The organism is Rhodococcus sp. T7 (genome assembly GCF_009872365.1).
Lineage (GTDB): Bacteria > Actinomycetota > Actinomycetes > Mycobacteriales > Mycobacteriaceae > Rhodococcus_F.
This window is the reverse complement of record NZ_WXYH01000198.1, coordinates 1-15,146: the sequence shown is the minus strand read 5'-3', so window position 1 is coordinate 15,146 and position 15,146 is coordinate 1. Positions and strand designations below refer to the sequence as shown.

The 15,146-nt window shown below is 71.5% G+C and carries 11 protein-coding genes; 6 read left to right on the top strand and 5 right to left on the bottom strand.

Features of this window, described 5'->3' with window-relative positions:
- Window positions 1–7 precede the first annotated feature (7 nt).
- Both MLGJGCBP_RS19025 and MLGJGCBP_RS53245 read right to left on the bottom strand, forming a co-directional pair.
- A complete protein-coding gene (locus MLGJGCBP_RS19025) occupies window positions 8–1,756 on the bottom strand; it encodes an NTP transferase domain-containing protein (RefSeq protein ID WP_160097577.1) in 1,749 nt (582 codons plus the stop codon).
- A gap of 22 nt (window positions 1,757–1,778) precedes the next feature.
- On the bottom strand, window positions 1,779–1,904 hold the full coding sequence (locus MLGJGCBP_RS53245; RefSeq protein ID WP_268960759.1) for a hypothetical protein: 126 nt from the start codon (window positions 1,902–1,904) through the stop codon (window positions 1,779–1,781).
- 61 nt (window positions 1,905–1,965) lie between these two features.
- Here MLGJGCBP_RS53245 and yczR point away from each other — a divergent pair, with 61 nt between their 5' ends.
- Entirely contained in the window at window positions 1,966–3,444 is a 1,479-nt protein-coding gene (yczR, locus tag MLGJGCBP_RS19020) for an aminotransferase-like domain-containing protein (protein WP_236581206.1), read from the top strand.
- Window positions 3,445–3,552: 108 nt separating this feature from the next.
- On the top strand, window positions 3,553–4,818 hold the full coding sequence (locus tag MLGJGCBP_RS19015) for a lipase family protein (protein ID WP_160097576.1): 1,266 nt from the start codon (window positions 3,553–3,555) through the stop codon (window positions 4,816–4,818).
- Window positions 4,819–4,829: 11 nt separating this feature from the next.
- Here the strand turns inward: MLGJGCBP_RS19015 and MLGJGCBP_RS19010 are convergent, their stop codons facing one another.
- Window positions 4,830–5,138, bottom strand: a complete 309-nt coding sequence (locus tag MLGJGCBP_RS19010; protein ID WP_160097575.1) for an MGMT family protein — start codon at window positions 5,136–5,138, stop codon at window positions 4,830–4,832.
- Window positions 5,138–5,923, bottom strand: coding sequence for an alpha/beta fold hydrolase (locus tag MLGJGCBP_RS19005; protein WP_160097574.1), 786 nt, complete (start codon window positions 5,921–5,923; stop codon window positions 5,138–5,140). Before MLGJGCBP_RS19005 ends, MLGJGCBP_RS19010 begins: the two co-directional genes overlap by 1 nt.
- A gap of 56 nt (window positions 5,924–5,979) precedes the next feature.
- On the opposite strand from MLGJGCBP_RS19005, the gene MLGJGCBP_RS19000 reads away from it, so the two are divergent.
- Window positions 5,980–9,276 (top strand): ATP-dependent helicase, encoded by a 3,297-nt coding sequence (locus MLGJGCBP_RS19000; protein ID WP_160097573.1) that lies wholly within the window; start codon window positions 5,980–5,982, stop codon window positions 9,274–9,276.
- On the top strand, window positions 9,273–12,641 hold the full coding sequence (locus MLGJGCBP_RS18995; protein WP_160097572.1) for an ATP-dependent helicase: 3,369 nt from the start codon (window positions 9,273–9,275) through the stop codon (window positions 12,639–12,641). Before MLGJGCBP_RS19000 ends, MLGJGCBP_RS18995 begins: the two co-directional genes overlap by 4 nt.
- On the opposite strand, the gene MLGJGCBP_RS18990 is transcribed toward MLGJGCBP_RS18995, so the two are convergent.
- On the bottom strand, window positions 12,619–13,017 hold the full coding sequence (locus MLGJGCBP_RS18990) for a DoxX family protein (RefSeq protein ID WP_087556659.1): 399 nt from the start codon (window positions 13,015–13,017) through the stop codon (window positions 12,619–12,621). The genes MLGJGCBP_RS18995 and MLGJGCBP_RS18990 overlap by 23 nt on opposite strands.
- Before the next feature lie 121 nt (window positions 13,018–13,138).
- On the opposite strand from MLGJGCBP_RS18990, the gene MLGJGCBP_RS18985 reads away from it, so the two are divergent.
- The gene (locus tag MLGJGCBP_RS18985; RefSeq protein ID WP_087556658.1) at window positions 13,139–14,206 is read left to right on the top strand and encodes a potassium channel family protein; all 1,068 of its coding nucleotides are present in this window, start codon (window positions 13,139–13,141) and stop codon (window positions 14,204–14,206) included.
- 20 nt (window positions 14,207–14,226) lie between these two features.
- Entirely contained in the window at window positions 14,227–15,138 is a 912-nt protein-coding gene (gene nudC, locus MLGJGCBP_RS18980; RefSeq protein WP_160097571.1) for an NAD(+) diphosphatase, read from the top strand.
- Window positions 15,139–15,146: the final 8 nt, after the last annotated feature.

The following is a 15,146-nucleotide window of genomic DNA, read 5'->3' as shown; positions in this document are numbered from 1 at the left end:
CGTCCGGTCAGCGCGGTAGCGGCACCAGCTCGGCGAGATCGCCGTCGACGGCCCCCGCCGGGACCAGCGCCAGCGCCTGGCGGTCGATCAGGCCCGCGAGATGCGCGGTCCGGATTCCGGGGTCGACGCGCCACGTGCCGTCCGGCTGCGGGACAGCGGGCAGGATTCGGGTGGCGTCGCCGCTGACCTCGGACGCATTCGCGATGCGCCCCAGCTGAATCGGTGCCGGGGTCCGACCGGTGAGCGCGGCCGCGATGGACGGAACCGTGGTCAGCAGTGTCACGACCGCGGCGTACGGGTTGCCGGGCAGCCCGAGCACCACCCGGCCGTCGGGCAGCAGGGCGGTCACCTGGGAACCGCCCGGGCGGCACCGCACCCTCCCCACCACGATCCGGGCGTCCGCGCGGTCGAGCGCCGCACGCAACTGGTCGGCCGCGCCGCCGCCGGTGGCCCCCACGATCACGATCAGGTCGGGCCGGCGGACTTCCCGGAACAGCTCGTCGAAGCTGTCGGACGTGTCCCGCAGGTGCGTGTCGGCGACCGTGTGGATGCCGCACCACGAGAGGAACTGGGGAAGAACGGGTCCCAGGGCATCCCGCGTCTGCCCGTGCCGCAGCGGGCCGTCGCGCCGGATCTCGTCTCCCGTCACCACGACGTGCGCGCGGACCGGTCCGCGGACCCCGGCGGTGGTCACCTCCGCGCTCGCGGCCGCGGAGACGAGCGCGGGCGTGACGGCGGTACCCTCCGCCGCGAGCCGGTACCCCTCGTGCCAGTCCTCACCGCGCCGCCGCGCGTCGTCGCGCACGGGGGCGTCGGCTCGCCGGGACAGTCGCGGCCCGTCGGAAGTGTCTGTCGTCTCGGCGAATTCGTCCCGCACGACGGTGGAGGCGCCGCTGGGCAGGTGCGCCCCGGTCGCGATCCGCGCCGCCTCGCCCTCCGCCAGTTCGAGTTCCTCGTCGCTGCCGGCGTACCGGATGGCGTCGCGCAGCACCCACGGACCGTCGCCCGCGACGGCGTACCCGTCCATGGCGGACACCGCGATGCGCGGCAGGGCTTCGGCGGCGAGCAGCGGCTCGGCCAGCGTGGCGCCGAGCGACGTGCCGAGCGCCGCGGCGCGCGGTGACAGTGGCGGGACCGCGGCCAGGATCGCGGTCCGGGCCTCGGCGATGGTGACCGGCACCGCCGCGGCCGTGCTCCGGGCCCGCTCGACGTCCTCCGGTGTGTCGCAGTCGGTGACGCCGCGGAAGAGCACCGTGTCGAACGATTCCGGAACGAGGGCCTTCATGGGCTGGTTCACGGCGGAGCCGAGCGCGCGGAGCCGGTCGGTGAGCGCGCCGACGCGCCACGCGGACAACAGGAACTGCAGGCGGCCCGACTCGTCGACCGCGAACACGGTGTCTGCGTTCTGCACGGCGGCGGCGAGGGCCTCGGCCATCGCCGGTTCCGCGAACGGCAGGTCCGACGCGAGGAGGATCACCCGGTCGGCCGGGTCGGCGTCGAGCACGGCCAGCCCGGCGGCCACCCCCGCGACCGGGCCCGCACCCGGCGGGTCCTCCTGTGTCTGGAGCACCGTCGAATCGAGGTCGGCGCGGCGAGGTCCCACGACGACGATGCGCTCACAGTCGTCGACCGCGTCGAGAGCGGTGTCGAGCATCCGGCGTCCGCCGACCACCACGGCCGGTTTGTCGACGCCGCCCATCCGAGTGGCTCGTCCACCGGCGAGGACTATCGCGTGAACGGGCGCCGCAGAGTTCATTCCCTCATGCTGCCGCACACCCTCAGTCGCTGTGCAGGTGGCTGCGCGGAGGACCGGCGAGCCCGGACCGTCCGCCCTGCGCTGTGGTGACGCAGAGCCAGGCCACCGACGCCAGGCTGAGGGCCGAGAGGATTCCAATTACCAACATGTATCGATTGTCGGCCCGAAGTGGACCGCGATTTCCAGTCCTCTGTGGAAAAGTGGCCTGTATGCGTAGTGAACCGGTCCGAACCGTCTCCGCGGCCGAGTTGGCGGTGCTGCTCGGTGCGGCGCCCGCAGGCGGGCAGCCCCTGTACCGCGGGCTCGCCGACGCCCTCCGTGAGCGGGTCGCCGACGGATCCATGGCCGTCGGAGTCCGGCTACCCGCCGAACGGGCCCTCGCGGAGGAACTCCGGCTCAGTCGGGTGACCGTTAGCGCCGCCTATCGCGAACTGAGAGAGGCGGGTTGGGCGTCGGCGCGGCACGGATCGGGGACATTCGTGGCGATGCCGTCCGGTCCGCCTGCCTGGGGGAGCATGGTCGGGTCGCCGGTCGACGGCGTGATCGACCTCGTCAACGCCGCACCGGCGGCCGCCCCCGAACTCCGGGAGGCGTACCTCGACGCCGTCGACGAGTTGCCCCGCTTCATGCCCCAGCACGGATACCACCCCGGGGGACTGACCACACTCCGGGCCGCGATAGCAGGCCACTACACGCGCCGCGGCCGCCCGACCACGACCGACCAGATCCTCGTCACCGGGGGCGCGGGCGACGCCACCGAGGTGGTGTTCGAGGCACTCGTCGAGGCGGGCGACCGCGTCCTGATCGAACACCCGACCTATCCCGGCGCGGTCGAATCCGTGCAGGCGGCCGGCGGCAGACCCGTTCCGGTGCCGATCGACGCGACCGACCCGGACGCGTTCGTCGCCGAAGTGGACCGGGCCGCCCGGCAGAGCGCCCCCACTGTGGCGTACGTGATGCCGGACTTCTCCAATCCGTCGGGAGCCAGGGCGACCCCCGAGGGTAGACGGCGGCTGGCCGCGACCCTCGCCCGCCACGGAGTGGTGACCGTCGTGGACGAGGTGGCGGCGGAGATCGTGCTGGACGGTCCGGACGACGTCGAGCCGTTCGGTGTCCCGGTCCCGGAATCGGCGACCGTGGCGATCGGCAGCCTCAGCAAGACCGTGTGGGGAGGTATCCGCATCGGCTGGGTGCGTGCGGAGGCTGCCCGCACCGCGCAGATGGCCAAGATCATGGCCCGCAGGCAACTGTCGGTCTCCGTGCTGGATCAGCTTGCGGCCGTGCGCCTGTTCGCGTGGCACGACCGACTGGTCGCGCAGCGCCGCCGCGACCTCCGGGTGCAGCGGGACGCACTCGCGGCGGCGGTCGACGAGCGGTTGCCCGGGTGGAGTTACGTGCTGCCCGCCGGGGGGGCTGTCCCTGTGGTGCACGTTGCCGGCCGGTACGAGTTCGACGGACCTCGTCGCCGCCGCGCGGTCGAGGGGCCTGTTCCTGGCGCCGGGCCCCCGGTTCGGCACCGGCCATCTGTTCGACGACCATCAGCGGATGCCGTTCACGCGGCCGGTGTCCGAATTGACCGCCGCCGTGAATGTCCTTGCCACCCTGGTCGTGTCCGCCGACGTCGCGATGTCCGTGACGCCGACGCTGGTCGTGTGACGTGCAGGCGTGTGACGGAAAAGTATCTGTGAATCGAAGTATCGGTCAGAGACCTGTTCGGTACCAGGAAAGGGGCGGATCCTTATCGACGCTCTGGCATAGTGATGCCGTCGACCGGTCGCTGAAATGTGGGGTATGTCATGGGCTCGTTGTTCCGCAGATCCTTCGGCTCCGCTGTAATCGGCTCGGTCCTCGCGCTGACAGCGGCCCTCGGCGGCGCAGGAACTTCCGCGGCGCAACCACTGGTGCCGTTGCCGCCCTTGCCGACCCCGCCCGCCGCCGACGCGATCTTCCCGGTCGCCGACCCGGACCCCTTCTACATCCAACCCACGGACATCGCCGACCACGCTCCGGGCGACGTGCTGAAGATCCGCCAACTGCCGCCGTCGTACTACTTCCCCGGTAGTGCGATGTGGGAGTTGCTGTTCCGGACCACCGACTCCGAGGGCAGGCCGATCGCGGCGAACACCACGTACGTGTTGCCCCCGAACCACGTCCCGGACGGCCCGCTGGTGTCGTACCAGCACATCATCAATTCGCTGGGCAACAAGTGCAAGATCATCACCGAGCTCTACACCACCGACCCCCTGCATCAGATCCGCGAGGCCGCAGGCCTCAACATCGCTCTCGCGCGCGGCTGGGCGGTGGCGCTGCCCGACCATCTGGGACCGCGGATGGCCTACGGCGCAGCCAAGCTCGGTGGCCAGATCACGCTGGACGGCGTCCGAGCCGTGCAGCGGGTCCCCGAACTGCAGGTGCAGAACAGCAAGGTCGGACTGGGCGGCTACTCCGGTGGCGGCATGGCCACGGCATGGGCGGCGGCGCTGGCGCCGAGTTACGCCCCCGAACTGAACATCGTCGGCGCCGCCGAGGGCGGAACCCCGATGAACCTGGTGAAGATGGCGGAGGCGCTGGGCACCAACCCGCACCCCGCGTTCGGTCTCGCGATGGCCGCCGCACTGGGTCTGGAACGCGAATACCCGGATCGCATCGACGTCACCGGCCAACTCAACGACGAGGGCCGCCGGATGAAGCAGATGATCGGCAATGGATGCACCAACGAGATCATGCTGTTCGGAATCGGGCACAGCGCTTCGGAAATGACCGACAACCAGAACTTCATGGAGGACCCGGAAGCGTGGAAGGTGATGGAGGAGAACAGCCTGGAGCTGTATCCGGGCGTGCCCACCACACCGATCTTCGAATGGCACAGTCCGACGGACGCGCTGATCCCGGTCGACTCGATCGACACCACCCTGCGACGGTACTGCGACGCGGGCACCCCGGTGCAGACACTGCTCACGCCGACACCCGACCATCTGTCGGCGGCGGCGCTGGGACTGCCCCAGGGACTGGACTGGATGGACGCCCGGTTCCGCGGCGACCCCGCGCCGAGCACCTGCTGAGGCGGGGACCGTCAGCCGGGCGGATCGAACCGGTACCGCGCCGCCGTGAGATCCACGCGGCCGTCCCGGATGGGCACGCCCTCCAGTTCGAGCTTCGCGATCTGCTTGTGCGCAAGGTGCGGCGCCGGCCGCCCCGAGGCGCCCAGCACGCGGTGCCAGGGGAGGTCGGCGGAGTCGGTGCGCATGATCCAGCCCACCGTCCGCGCACTGGACAGCCCGGCCGCCGCGGCGATGTCGCCGTAGGTGACCACCCGGCCGGGCGGAATCGAGCCGACCAGCGCGCGGACCGCCTCGACCTGTTCCTCGGTCGTCGCGACCATCAGAGCAGTGTGCGGATGAGCTCGGCCACCTCGTCGGGCCGGGCCTGCGGCACCATGTGATCGCAGTCGAGGTCGACGGCGGTGAGGTTGTCGCCAAGGTGGTCGACGAGGGCCGTGCGGAACTCGGGTGTGACGTACGGCGGCTGCACCTTCGACGCCTGCACGAGCACGGTCGGCAGATGCGCGGGCGGCAGGACCGCCTCGCGGGCCAGTTCGCCCCACGCCGTGACGACGGCCGGGGTGGACAGTCGCCAGTTGACCCGGCCGTTCTCGAGGGGCACCAGGTGCTCGGCGATCTCGTCCTCGAGGACGTCGCGGGCCACCTCGCCCCACGAGCCGTGTAGCTTGTCGGACCGGGCCTCCTCGACGTCGGTGTAGTCGGGGGAGGAGATGGTGAGATCGGCCACCGACTGCATCTGCGCGGGATCGAGCCCGATCGCCGGGTCGAGCAGCACGAGGCCGCGGACCCGGTCGGGGACCGCGCGGGCCAGGTGCAGCGCCAGGGCGCACCCGAACGAGTGGCCCACCACCAGGACCGGTCCCCGGGCGTGCGCGTCGAGGGTGTCGACGAGGCTCGCGACGTGAGCTTCGAGGTTCCACGGCGGCGACCACGTCGAGCGGCCGTGCCCGAGCAGGTCGGGGGAGATCCACCGGGCGTCGGGCAGCTGGTCGGTGGCCAGCGCCTCCCACCGTCTGCCGTGGCCGGTCAGTCCGTGCAGGGCGAGGATCTCCGTGCCGTCCTCGGCGCCGAACAGGTACGTATTCAGTGCTGACACGTGACCCATGATGCCGGATCGGGCCGCCGCAGGAGATGTCGGACCGCTCTGGTGGAATGCTGCCCATGACGGAATCGGCGGTGCGCACCAGGACGTCGGCTCCCCGGGCCCGGCTCTTTCACCTCTCTCTACTCTCCCCCCTGGCCCGGGTGTGGGACGACTCCACACGCCGGGTCCTCACCGCGCCGCCGCTCGGCATGGGATGGAATCCCTGGCAGGTGCTCGGCGGCCCGGGAACCGGCAAGACGTCGCTGCTCGTGGACGTCGCTGTCGACCGGATCGCCGGCGGCGAGGACCCGGAGTCGGTGCTCGTCCTGACACAGTCGAAGCGAGCGGCGGGCCGGGTGCGCGAAGAGGTTACGGCCGCCCTCATCGGCCGCGACGAGCACCACGGGCCCCGGGCCACGCGCGAACCGCTCGTCCGCACCGTCCACTCCTACGCGTTCGCGGTGCTGCGGTTACAGGCCGCCGCCCACGGCAACCCGCCGCCGCGCCTCATCACCGGCGCCGAGCAGGACGCCGTCCTCCGCGAGATGCTGCAGGGCGACATCGAAGACGGCGGCGAGATGTGGCCCGACCGTCTGCGTCCCGCACTGGCGCTGGGCGGCTTCGCCGTCGAACTGCGCGACCTCATGTTGCGCTCGAGCGAGCGGGGACTCGGCCCGGAAGATCTGATCAAGCTGGGACGGCGGCACAACCGCTCCGAGTGGGTGGCGGCGGGCAGGTTCGCCGCCCGGTACGAGCACGGCATGCTGCTGCGCGGAGCGGTGGGTGTCGAGGCCCCCGAGGCCACGGCGCCGGCGCTGGACGCGGCCGAACTCATCGGTGCGGCCCTCACCGCATTCGCCACCGACCCGGACCTACTGCGCGCGGAACGGGCCCGGGTGCGGCACCTGCTCGTCGACGACGCCCAGCACCTCGATCCGCAGGCCGCGGAACTTGTCCGGCTCGTCGGCACCGGTACCCGCACCACAGTCGTGGCCGGCGACCCGGACCAGTCGATCTACGGGTTCCGCGGCGCCGACCCCACGTTCCTCGCCGACCTGGCCGGCAAGGGCGATCCCCGGCAGGTGCTGCTACCGGTCAACTTTCGCAGTTCGGCGGAGGTCGCGACCACCGCGGCCCGGATCACGTCCCGACTGCCGGGGCATCTGCCCCACCGGACCTGGACCCCGTCGCAGGACGGCGGCAGGACGTCGGTCCGGGTCCTGGGCACCGCGGCGAAGGAGGCGGCACTGATCGCCGACACCCTGCGCCGCGCCCACCTCCTCGACGGGGTGCCGTGGTCGGAGATGGCGGTCATCGTGCGCTCGGTTCCGCGGGCGCTGGCTCCGCTCCGGCGGGCGTTGCTGGGTGCGGGGGTGCCCGTTACCACCGCGGCGTCCGAGTTGCCGCTGGCCCGTCAGCACGGGGTGTCGGGGCTGATGCTGGTGCTGCGGGCACTGTCGGGGCAGGAATTCACGGGCGAGGACGCGCTCGCCCTGCTCGCAGGTCCGGTCGGCGGCGCGGAACCCGTGGCGCTCCGGCGTCTTCGCCGGGGTCTGCGGCGCGCAGAGCTGGCTTCCGGTGGCGACCGTGACTCCGCGGAACTGCTCCGTCTCCTGCTGGTCGGCGACGCGGACAGCACCCGCAGGGTCACCGCGAAACTGACCGACGTCGAAGCGGCGTCCCTGAACCGGGTGCTGTCCGTGCTGCGCAAGGCGAGGGTGCCGCTCGAGCGCGGGCGCGGCATCGAGGACGTGCTGTGGGCGGCGTGGCAGGCCACCGGACTCGAACGTCGCTGGGCGGCGGCCTCCGCCCGCGGCGGTCCGATCGGGGCGCAGGCCGACCGCGACCTCGACGCCGTGGTCGCCCTGTTCGACGCCGCGGCGAGTTACGTCGACCGTCTCCCTCGCGCACAGCTCGCCGGGTTCGTCGACTACCTGACCGGGCAGGCGATTCCCACCGCGCGCCCCGTCTCCGTCGTTCCGGGCGACGCCGTGTCGGTGCTCAGCGCCCACTCCGCCGCCGGCCGCGAATGGGACGTCGTCGCCGTCGCGGGGGTGCAGGAAGGGCTGTGGCCGAGCCTGCGGGCCCGCGGAAGCCTGCTCGGCACCGAGGCGCTGATCGACCTCACGGGCGGCGTGTCCGACGGCAGCGAGACCGCGGCCGACCGGATGTCGCGCACCGCGCCGCTGCTGGCCGAGGAACGCAGGCTGTTCCTGGTGGCGTGCAGCCGGGCGAGGCGGAGTCTGCTCGTCACCGCGGTCGACTCGGCCAGTGGTGACGCCGACCTCGTCCACTCCCGTTTCGTCGACGAACTGCTCGCCGGAGACCAGGATCCGGACGCCGAGGAGGTGGTCGTGCCCGCGGAGGACCCGGCGACCCGGGTCCTCGCGTTGCCCGCGCTCGTCGCCGAATTGCGCAGCGTCGTCTGCGATCCGGATGTCGCGGAGGCCGACCCCGCCCGCCAGGACCGCGCGGCCCGCCAACTCGCCCGGCTCGCCGAAGCCGGGGTGCGCGGCGCCCACCCGGACCAGTGGTACGGCACCGCCGAACCGAGCACCGGCGTGGCGTTGTGGAACGCGGAGGACGGACCGGTGTCGCTGTCGCCGTCCACCGTCGACCTGCTCAACACCTGTCCGTTGCGGTGGCTGCTCGAACGGCACGGCGGCCGGGACGGCGACAACACCCATGCCATCGCCGGGACGCTCGTGCACACGCTGGTGCAGGCGCTCGCAGGCCGCATCCCACCCGATCAGGTGGAACGTGCGCTCGAGAACGCCTGGGAATCGATCGATCTCGGCTCCCAGTGGTACTCGCGGCGCGAACTCGACCGCACCCGGGACATGCTCGCCACCTTCACCGCCTGGCTCGGGAACACCCGGTCCGAACTCACCGAGGTCGGCGTCGAGGTGGCTGTCGACGGCGTCCTCGAGCCGCGGGAGGAGGGTTCCCCGAAGATTCGGTTGCGGGGGCGGATCGACCGGCTCGAGCGCGACGCCGAGGGCAGGCCCGTCATCGTCGACGTGAAGACCGCCCGCTCGCCCGTCACCAAGGACGACGCCCAGCAGCACGCCCAGCTGGCGGCGTACCAGGTGGCGGCGGCCACCGGTGCCATCGACGGGGAACCGGCGTCGAAACCCGGTGGGGCGCGGCTGGTCTTCGTCGCCAAACCACACAAGAAAGAAGGCGCGACGCAGCGGGCGCAGGCACCGCTGTCGGAGGAGGACCTCGAGACGTGGCTCGCGGTCATCCATGCGGCGGCCGCCGCCACCAAGGGTCCGGAGTTCCTCGCCCGCGTCAACGACGGATGCAGGCACTGCCCGGTGCGGACGAGTTGTCCCGCGCACGACGAGGGACGGCAGGTGACGTCGGAATGACCATCCGCATCGATCCGGTGGAACTCGCGATCGGACTGGGGCAGCATCCGCCGACCCCGGAACAGGCCGCGGTCATCGCGGCCCCCCTCGGCCCGACCCTCGTCGTCGCGGGGGCAGGCGCGGGCAAGACCGAGACGATGGCCGCCCGCGTCGTGTGGCTGGTGGCCAACGGGGTCGTCGACCCCGAGGCGGTACTGGGCCTGACATTCACCCGCAAGGCGGCGCAGCAGCTGACCGCCCGGATCAGGAGACGCCTTGCCCGGCTCGCGGGTTCGGACCTGCTCCGCAGGGTCGATCCGAGCGGCGACCTGCGATCGCGCATCCTCGCCGGCGAACCGGAGGTCAGCACGTACCACTCCTACGCCGGGCGACTGCTGTCCGAGCACGGGCTCCTGCTGCCCATCGAACCGTCGGCGACGCTGCTGTCGGAGACGGAACTGTGGCAGCTGGCGCACCGGGTGGTCAGCTCGTGGGACGGCGACCTCGACACCGACAGGAATCCGGCGTCCGTCACCGAGGCGGTGCTCGCGCTGGCCGGGCAGCTCTCCGAGCACCTCGTGGAACCGGACGATCTGCGGGAGGCGCACACCGAACTCGACAAACTCGTCCACACCCTGCCCGCCGGACCGCGGCAGCGAGGCGGTCCCGGCAAGGAACTGCTCGACATCCTCGACGCCCAGCACCGCCGAGTCGAACTCCTGCCGCTGGTGCAGCGGCTCGCCGACACCCTGCGGCGGGAAGGCGCGCTCGACTTCGGCAGCCAGATGTCGCTGGCGGCACGCGTGGCCGCGGACCACCCCGAGGTCGGCCTCGCCGAGCGCACCCGTTTCCGGGTGGTGCTGCTCGACGAGTACCAGGACACAGGACACGCGCAGCGGGTGTTGTTGTCGTCGCTGTTCGGCGGCGGCCTCGACGGCGAACTCGCGCTCACCGCAGTGGGCGACCCCATGCAATCGATCTACGGCTGGCGTGGTGCGTCGGCGGCCAACCTGCCGCGCTTCGCCACGGATTTCCCACTGAAAAACGGGGATCCGGCGCCGACGCTGGAACTGCTCACCAGCTGGCGCAACCCGCCGGAGGCCCTGGCGCTGGCCAACATGGCGTCCTCGTCCCTGCGCGAGCGGGGCGTGGCGGTCAGCATGCTGCGGGCGCGACCGCAGGCCGAACCCGGGGACGTGCGACTGGCCCTCACCGGCGACGTCGTGCAGGAACGGCAATGGGTGGCCGACCGCATCGCCGAACAGTACGCGGACGCCGCGACCCGGGGCGAGGATCCGCCGACCGCCGCGGTGCTGATCCGCCGCAACGCCGACGCGGCACCGATCGCGGAGGTGCTGCGGTCGCGGGGTCTGCCGGTCGAGGTGGTCGGTCTCGGCGGTCTGCTCCACACACCCGAGGTGGCCGACGTCATCGCGATGCTCCGGGTCGTCGCCGACCCGATGGCGGGCAGTGCCGCCGTCCGGATGCTGACCGGGGCGCGATGGCAGATCGGTGCCGCCGACCTGACGGCGCTGTCGCGGCGAGCATCCGAACTGGCCATCGGAACCGGCTACGGCACCACCGGCGCCGTCACGGATTCGGCCGCTCTCGCCGACGCCGTCGGCGAGGCGCTGCCCGGTGAGCACGCCGAGCAGGCGGGGCTTGCGGACGCGCTGGCGGATCCCGGCCCCGCCGAACGCTATTCGCAGGTCGGTTACGCACGGATCACCGCGGTGGCCGCGGAGCTGGCGTCGCTGCGCGAGCGAATCGGGCAGCCGCTCACCGAACTGGTGGCCGAGGTCGAACGGGTGCTGGGGATCGGCATCGAAGCGCAGGCCCGGACGCGGCACTCGGCGCGGGGGAGTGCGGGCCGTGAGCATCTCGACGCCTTCGCCGACGTCGTCGCCGGTTACGCGAACCGCACGTCGGCCACCGTCACCGGACTGCTCGCCTTCCTGTCCGCCGCAGAATCGGTCGAAAAAGGCCTGGCGCCCGGCGAAGTCGAGGTGGACCCGCACCGCGTCCAGGTGCTGACCGTGCACTCCGCGAAGGGGCTGGAGTGGGAAGTGGTGGCGGTGCCGCACCTCACGGCCGGTGTCTTTCCGTCGCGGACCGCGTCCGGGTCCTGGCTCGGTGCGCTCGGCGAACTGCCGCCGTCGCTGCGCGGCGACCGGGCGCGGCCGGGGGAGTCGGCCGACGGCGTGCCCGTCCTCGAACTCGAGAACCTCTACGACCGGAAAGACCTCGAAGAGGCCGTGAAGGCGCACAAGTCGGCGCTGGCGGCCCGCCGGCTCGACGAGGACCGCCGGCTGTTCTACGTCGCCCTCACCCGCACCGAACGGGTGCTGTTCGCGTCGGGTCACCACTGGGCAGAATCCGGAACCGAGCCGAAGGGGCCGTCGGAGTTCCTCACCGAACTGCGCGACACGGTGACGGACGAGGATCACGAGGGGATCGGGATCGTCGACCTCTGGGCGCCCGCACCCGAACCCGAGGAACAGAACCCGCTGACCAGCACCCCCAAGTCGGCTGTGTGGCCGCGGGATCCGCTCGGGCTGCGACGGGAGTCGGTCGAGCGTGGTGCGGCGCTCGTCGTCGCGGCACTGAAGAACGCAGACAAGCAGGCGCCGGCGGACCAGGACGACGATCCCGAGAACTGGGCGGCCGACGTCGACGCCCTCCTCGCCGAGCGGGAAGCGCGTGCGAACGCCCGCACCGAGGTGGTGTTACCCGGCCAGCTGTCGGTGAGCCAGCTCGTCGAACTCGAGGCCGACCCGGACGCCCTGGCCGCCCGGCTGCGGCGGCCGCTGCCGTTCCCGCCGAACCCGCTCGCGAGGCGCGGCACCGCGTTCCACGCCTGGGTGGAGCGCCGATTCGGGGCCACCCGGCTGCTCGACCTCGACGAGTTGCCCGGTGCCGCCGACACGGGTGCGGGCCCGGACGCTGATCTCGCGACGTTGCAGGACGCGTTCCTGCGCTCGCCGTGGGCCGACCGCAACCCGACGGAGGTCGAGGTGCCGTTCGAGACCTCGGTCGCCGGGACCGTGCTGAGGGGACGGATCGACGCGGTGTTCACCGACCCCGACGGCGGGTGGACGGTGATCGACTGGAAGACCGGCGCCGAACCGAGCGCGGCCAACGAGAAGGCCGTCGTGATGCAACTCGCCGCGTACCGGCTGGCGTGGGCCGAACTGATGGACGTTCCGATCGAGCAGGTGCGCGCCGCGTTCCACTACGTGCGGACCGGACGGACGATCGCGCCGGACCGTCTGCCCGGCGCCGACGCGCTCGCCCGCCTCCTCCGTACGGCGGGCGCCGGCGCCGGCGAACCGGATCCCGCCGACGGTGGTCCCGACGACGAGCTCAGGCGTGACGCCGGGCTTTGAGGGCCTCGGTGACCAACGGGATCTGCAGCGGAAGACGCAGCAGCGCACCGGTTTTCTGCACGGTCGTCGTCTTCGGGCTCTTCAGCCAGTCCGCTGCCATGTTGATGTTGGCGGGGAAGACGGCGACGAACAGCAGTGCGGCGAGACCGCCGCCGAGCCTGCGCGTGCGCGGCACTGCCAGCGCGGTGCCGATGGCGAGTTCGGCGACCCCGGACACGTAGGTGTAGGTGCGGGCGTCGCCCGGCAACTGCGTGGGGACCGTGGAATCGAAGAACTTCGGGGCGGCGAAGTGCATCGTGCCCGCGCCCAGCAGCAGTGCGGCGAGACGGAGTGCGTGCTTCTGGCTCGGTCGTGGTGTGACGCTCTCTCGTTGCATGACGCCAGCTTGCCCGAACCACCCGGTTCGCGACAACGAGGCTCCGACGTGTGTCCGGTGGGACAATCGGGGTTAGGCTGCCAGCCGATGTCGGAGTTCAGTGCAACGTGGAGACGAACATATGGCCGGTAGGCTGCGTGAGAGATTGACCAGGTCGGACACCCTCACCGACCGGCCGGACTTCGCGTTGGTGGGTGTGCTCCGGATTCCGGAGTTGCAGACGAGTCCGGCGCGGGCGATCTACCGCCGGGTGGGGATCGCCCTGGCGGCGTTGGCGTTGGCGGTTCTCATCGTCTACATCGACCGCGCGGGCTACCGCGACGTGCAGGACGACGAACTGTCGTTGCTCGACTGCATCTACTACGCGACGGTGTCGTTGTCGACGACGGGATACGGCGACATCACGCCGTTCACACCGTCGGCGAGGCTCGTCAACGTCCTCCTGATCACGCCACTTCGAATCTTCTTCCTCATCGTCCTGGTCGGTACGACTCTCTCCGCGCTCACGGCGAGCTCCCGGCAGGCGTTCAAAATTCAGCGTTGGAGGCAGCACGTGCGCAATCACACCGTGGTGATCGGCTACGGAACCAAGGGACGCACCGCGATCGACGCGATGCTCGGCGACGACGTTCCGCCGTCGGAGATCGTGGTGGTCGATACCGACCACGCCGTGCTCGACTCCGCGGCCAGCAAGGGCCTCGTCACGGTCCACGGATCCGCCACCAAATCGGACGTGCTCCGGTTGGCGGGCGCGCAGAACGCGTCGGCCATCATCGTCGCCGCCAACCGCGACGACACCGCGGTGCTGGTGACGCTGACGGCGCGCGAGATCGCACCGAAGGCGAAGATCGTCGCCGCGATCCGCGAATCCGAGAACACGCATCTGCTCCGGCAGTCCGGCGCCGACTCGGTGGTCGTGTCCTCCGAGACCGCGGGCCGGCTCCTCGGCATCGCCACGAAGACGCCGAGCGTCGTCGAGATGATGGAGGACCTCCTGACCCCGGAGGCGGGTTTCGCGATCGCGGAACGTCCCGTGGAGCGGGACGAGATCGGCGGTTCCCCGCGTCACCTCGCGGACATCGTGCTCGGTGTGGTGCGGGACGGCCGGTTGATCCGGGTCGGCTCGCCGGAGGTCGATTCGATCGAGGAGAACGACCGACTGCTGTACATCCGTCGGGTCGCCAACTGATCGGCAGTAGTGTCGACGGCGTGACTGCATTCCGGCTCAACGACACCCCGCTCCTGTCCCGCTCCGCCGTCGGGCGGGCCGAGGAATTGCGTTCGGACACGGACGCGCTGCGAGCGGGCTGGCGAGATGCGCTGCTGCTGCGCGTCAATCACCGCGGACAGGTGCGGGTGGGGGACGACGGTCTGGTGTTCGCCGAGGCCACCGAACTCGGCCCCGAACCGAAACCGGGGGCGGTGTTCCTCGGCATCCGCAAAGACCGGCACGTGTGGGCGGTGCGGGTACAGGCGCTCACCGGTGAGCTGGCCGATCTCCGGACTCTGGGCGGCACGCTGGACGACGCCGACGCCGGTGTGCTCACCGGCGCTCTCGCCATGCTCAACTGGCACGACAGCGCGGGCTTCAGTGCGCTCGACGGCGCGGCGTCGGAGCCGACGATGTCGGGGTGGTCGCGGATTTCGACGAGCACCGGTCACGAGGAATTTCCCCGCACCGATCCGGCGGTCATCTGCCTCGTGCACGACGGTGGAGACCGTGTGCTCCTGGCCCGGCAGCCCACGTGGCCGCCGCGGCGGTTCTCGATCCTGGCCGGATTCGTCGAGGCCGGTGAATCCCTCGAAACGTGCGTAGTCCGGGAGATCAAGGAAGAGGTGGGCATCGACGTTCGTGACGTGCGCTACCTCGGCAGCCAGCCGTGGCCGTTTCCCCGTTCGGTGATGATCGGGTTCGCGGCCGTCGGCGATCCCGACGCCCCGCTGACGTTCGCGGACGGCGAGATCGCCGAGGCCCGGTGGTTCACCCGGGACGAGGTGCGCACGGCACTCGAACTCGGCGACTGGGCGTCGGACACCGACGCCACACTGCTGCTCCCGGGCTCGATTTCCATCGCGCGCGGAATCATCGAGTCTTGGGCTGCGGCAGCGACGGAGTCCTAGACGCCGAG

Excerpts from the sequence above, each read along its gene's own strand:
- MLGJGCBP_RS19005 (WP_160097574.1), bottom strand. The coding sequence starts at position 5,923 with ATGGGTCACGTGTCAGCACTGAATACGTACCTGTTCGGCGCCGAGGAC.
- MLGJGCBP_RS19025 (WP_160097577.1), bottom strand. The coding sequence starts at position 1,756 with ATGAACTCTGCGGCGCCCGTTCACGCGATAGTCCTCGCCGGTGGACGA.
- MLGJGCBP_RS19010 (WP_160097575.1), bottom strand. The coding sequence starts at position 5,138 with ATGGTCGCGACGACCGAGGAACAGGTCGAGGCGGTCCGCGCGCTGGTC.
- yczR (WP_236581206.1), top strand. The coding sequence starts at position 1,966 with ATGCGTAGTGAACCGGTCCGAACCGTCTCCGCGGCCGAGTTGGCGGTG.
- MLGJGCBP_RS19015 (WP_160097576.1), top strand. The coding sequence starts at position 3,553 with ATGGGCTCGTTGTTCCGCAGATCCTTCGGCTCCGCTGTAATCGGCTCG.
- MLGJGCBP_RS19000 (WP_160097573.1), top strand. The coding sequence starts at position 5,980 with ATGACGGAATCGGCGGTGCGCACCAGGACGTCGGCTCCCCGGGCCCGG.
- MLGJGCBP_RS18990 (WP_087556659.1), bottom strand. The coding sequence starts at position 13,017 with ATGCAACGAGAGAGCGTCACACCACGACCGAGCCAGAAGCACGCACTC.
- MLGJGCBP_RS53245 (WP_268960759.1), bottom strand. The coding sequence starts at position 1,904 with ATGTTGGTAATTGGAATCCTCTCGGCCCTCAGCCTGGCGTCGGTGGCC.
- MLGJGCBP_RS18995 (WP_160097572.1), top strand. The coding sequence starts at position 9,273 with ATGACCATCCGCATCGATCCGGTGGAACTCGCGATCGGACTGGGGCAG.
- MLGJGCBP_RS18985 (WP_087556658.1), top strand. The coding sequence starts at position 13,139 with ATGGCCGGTAGGCTGCGTGAGAGATTGACCAGGTCGGACACCCTCACC.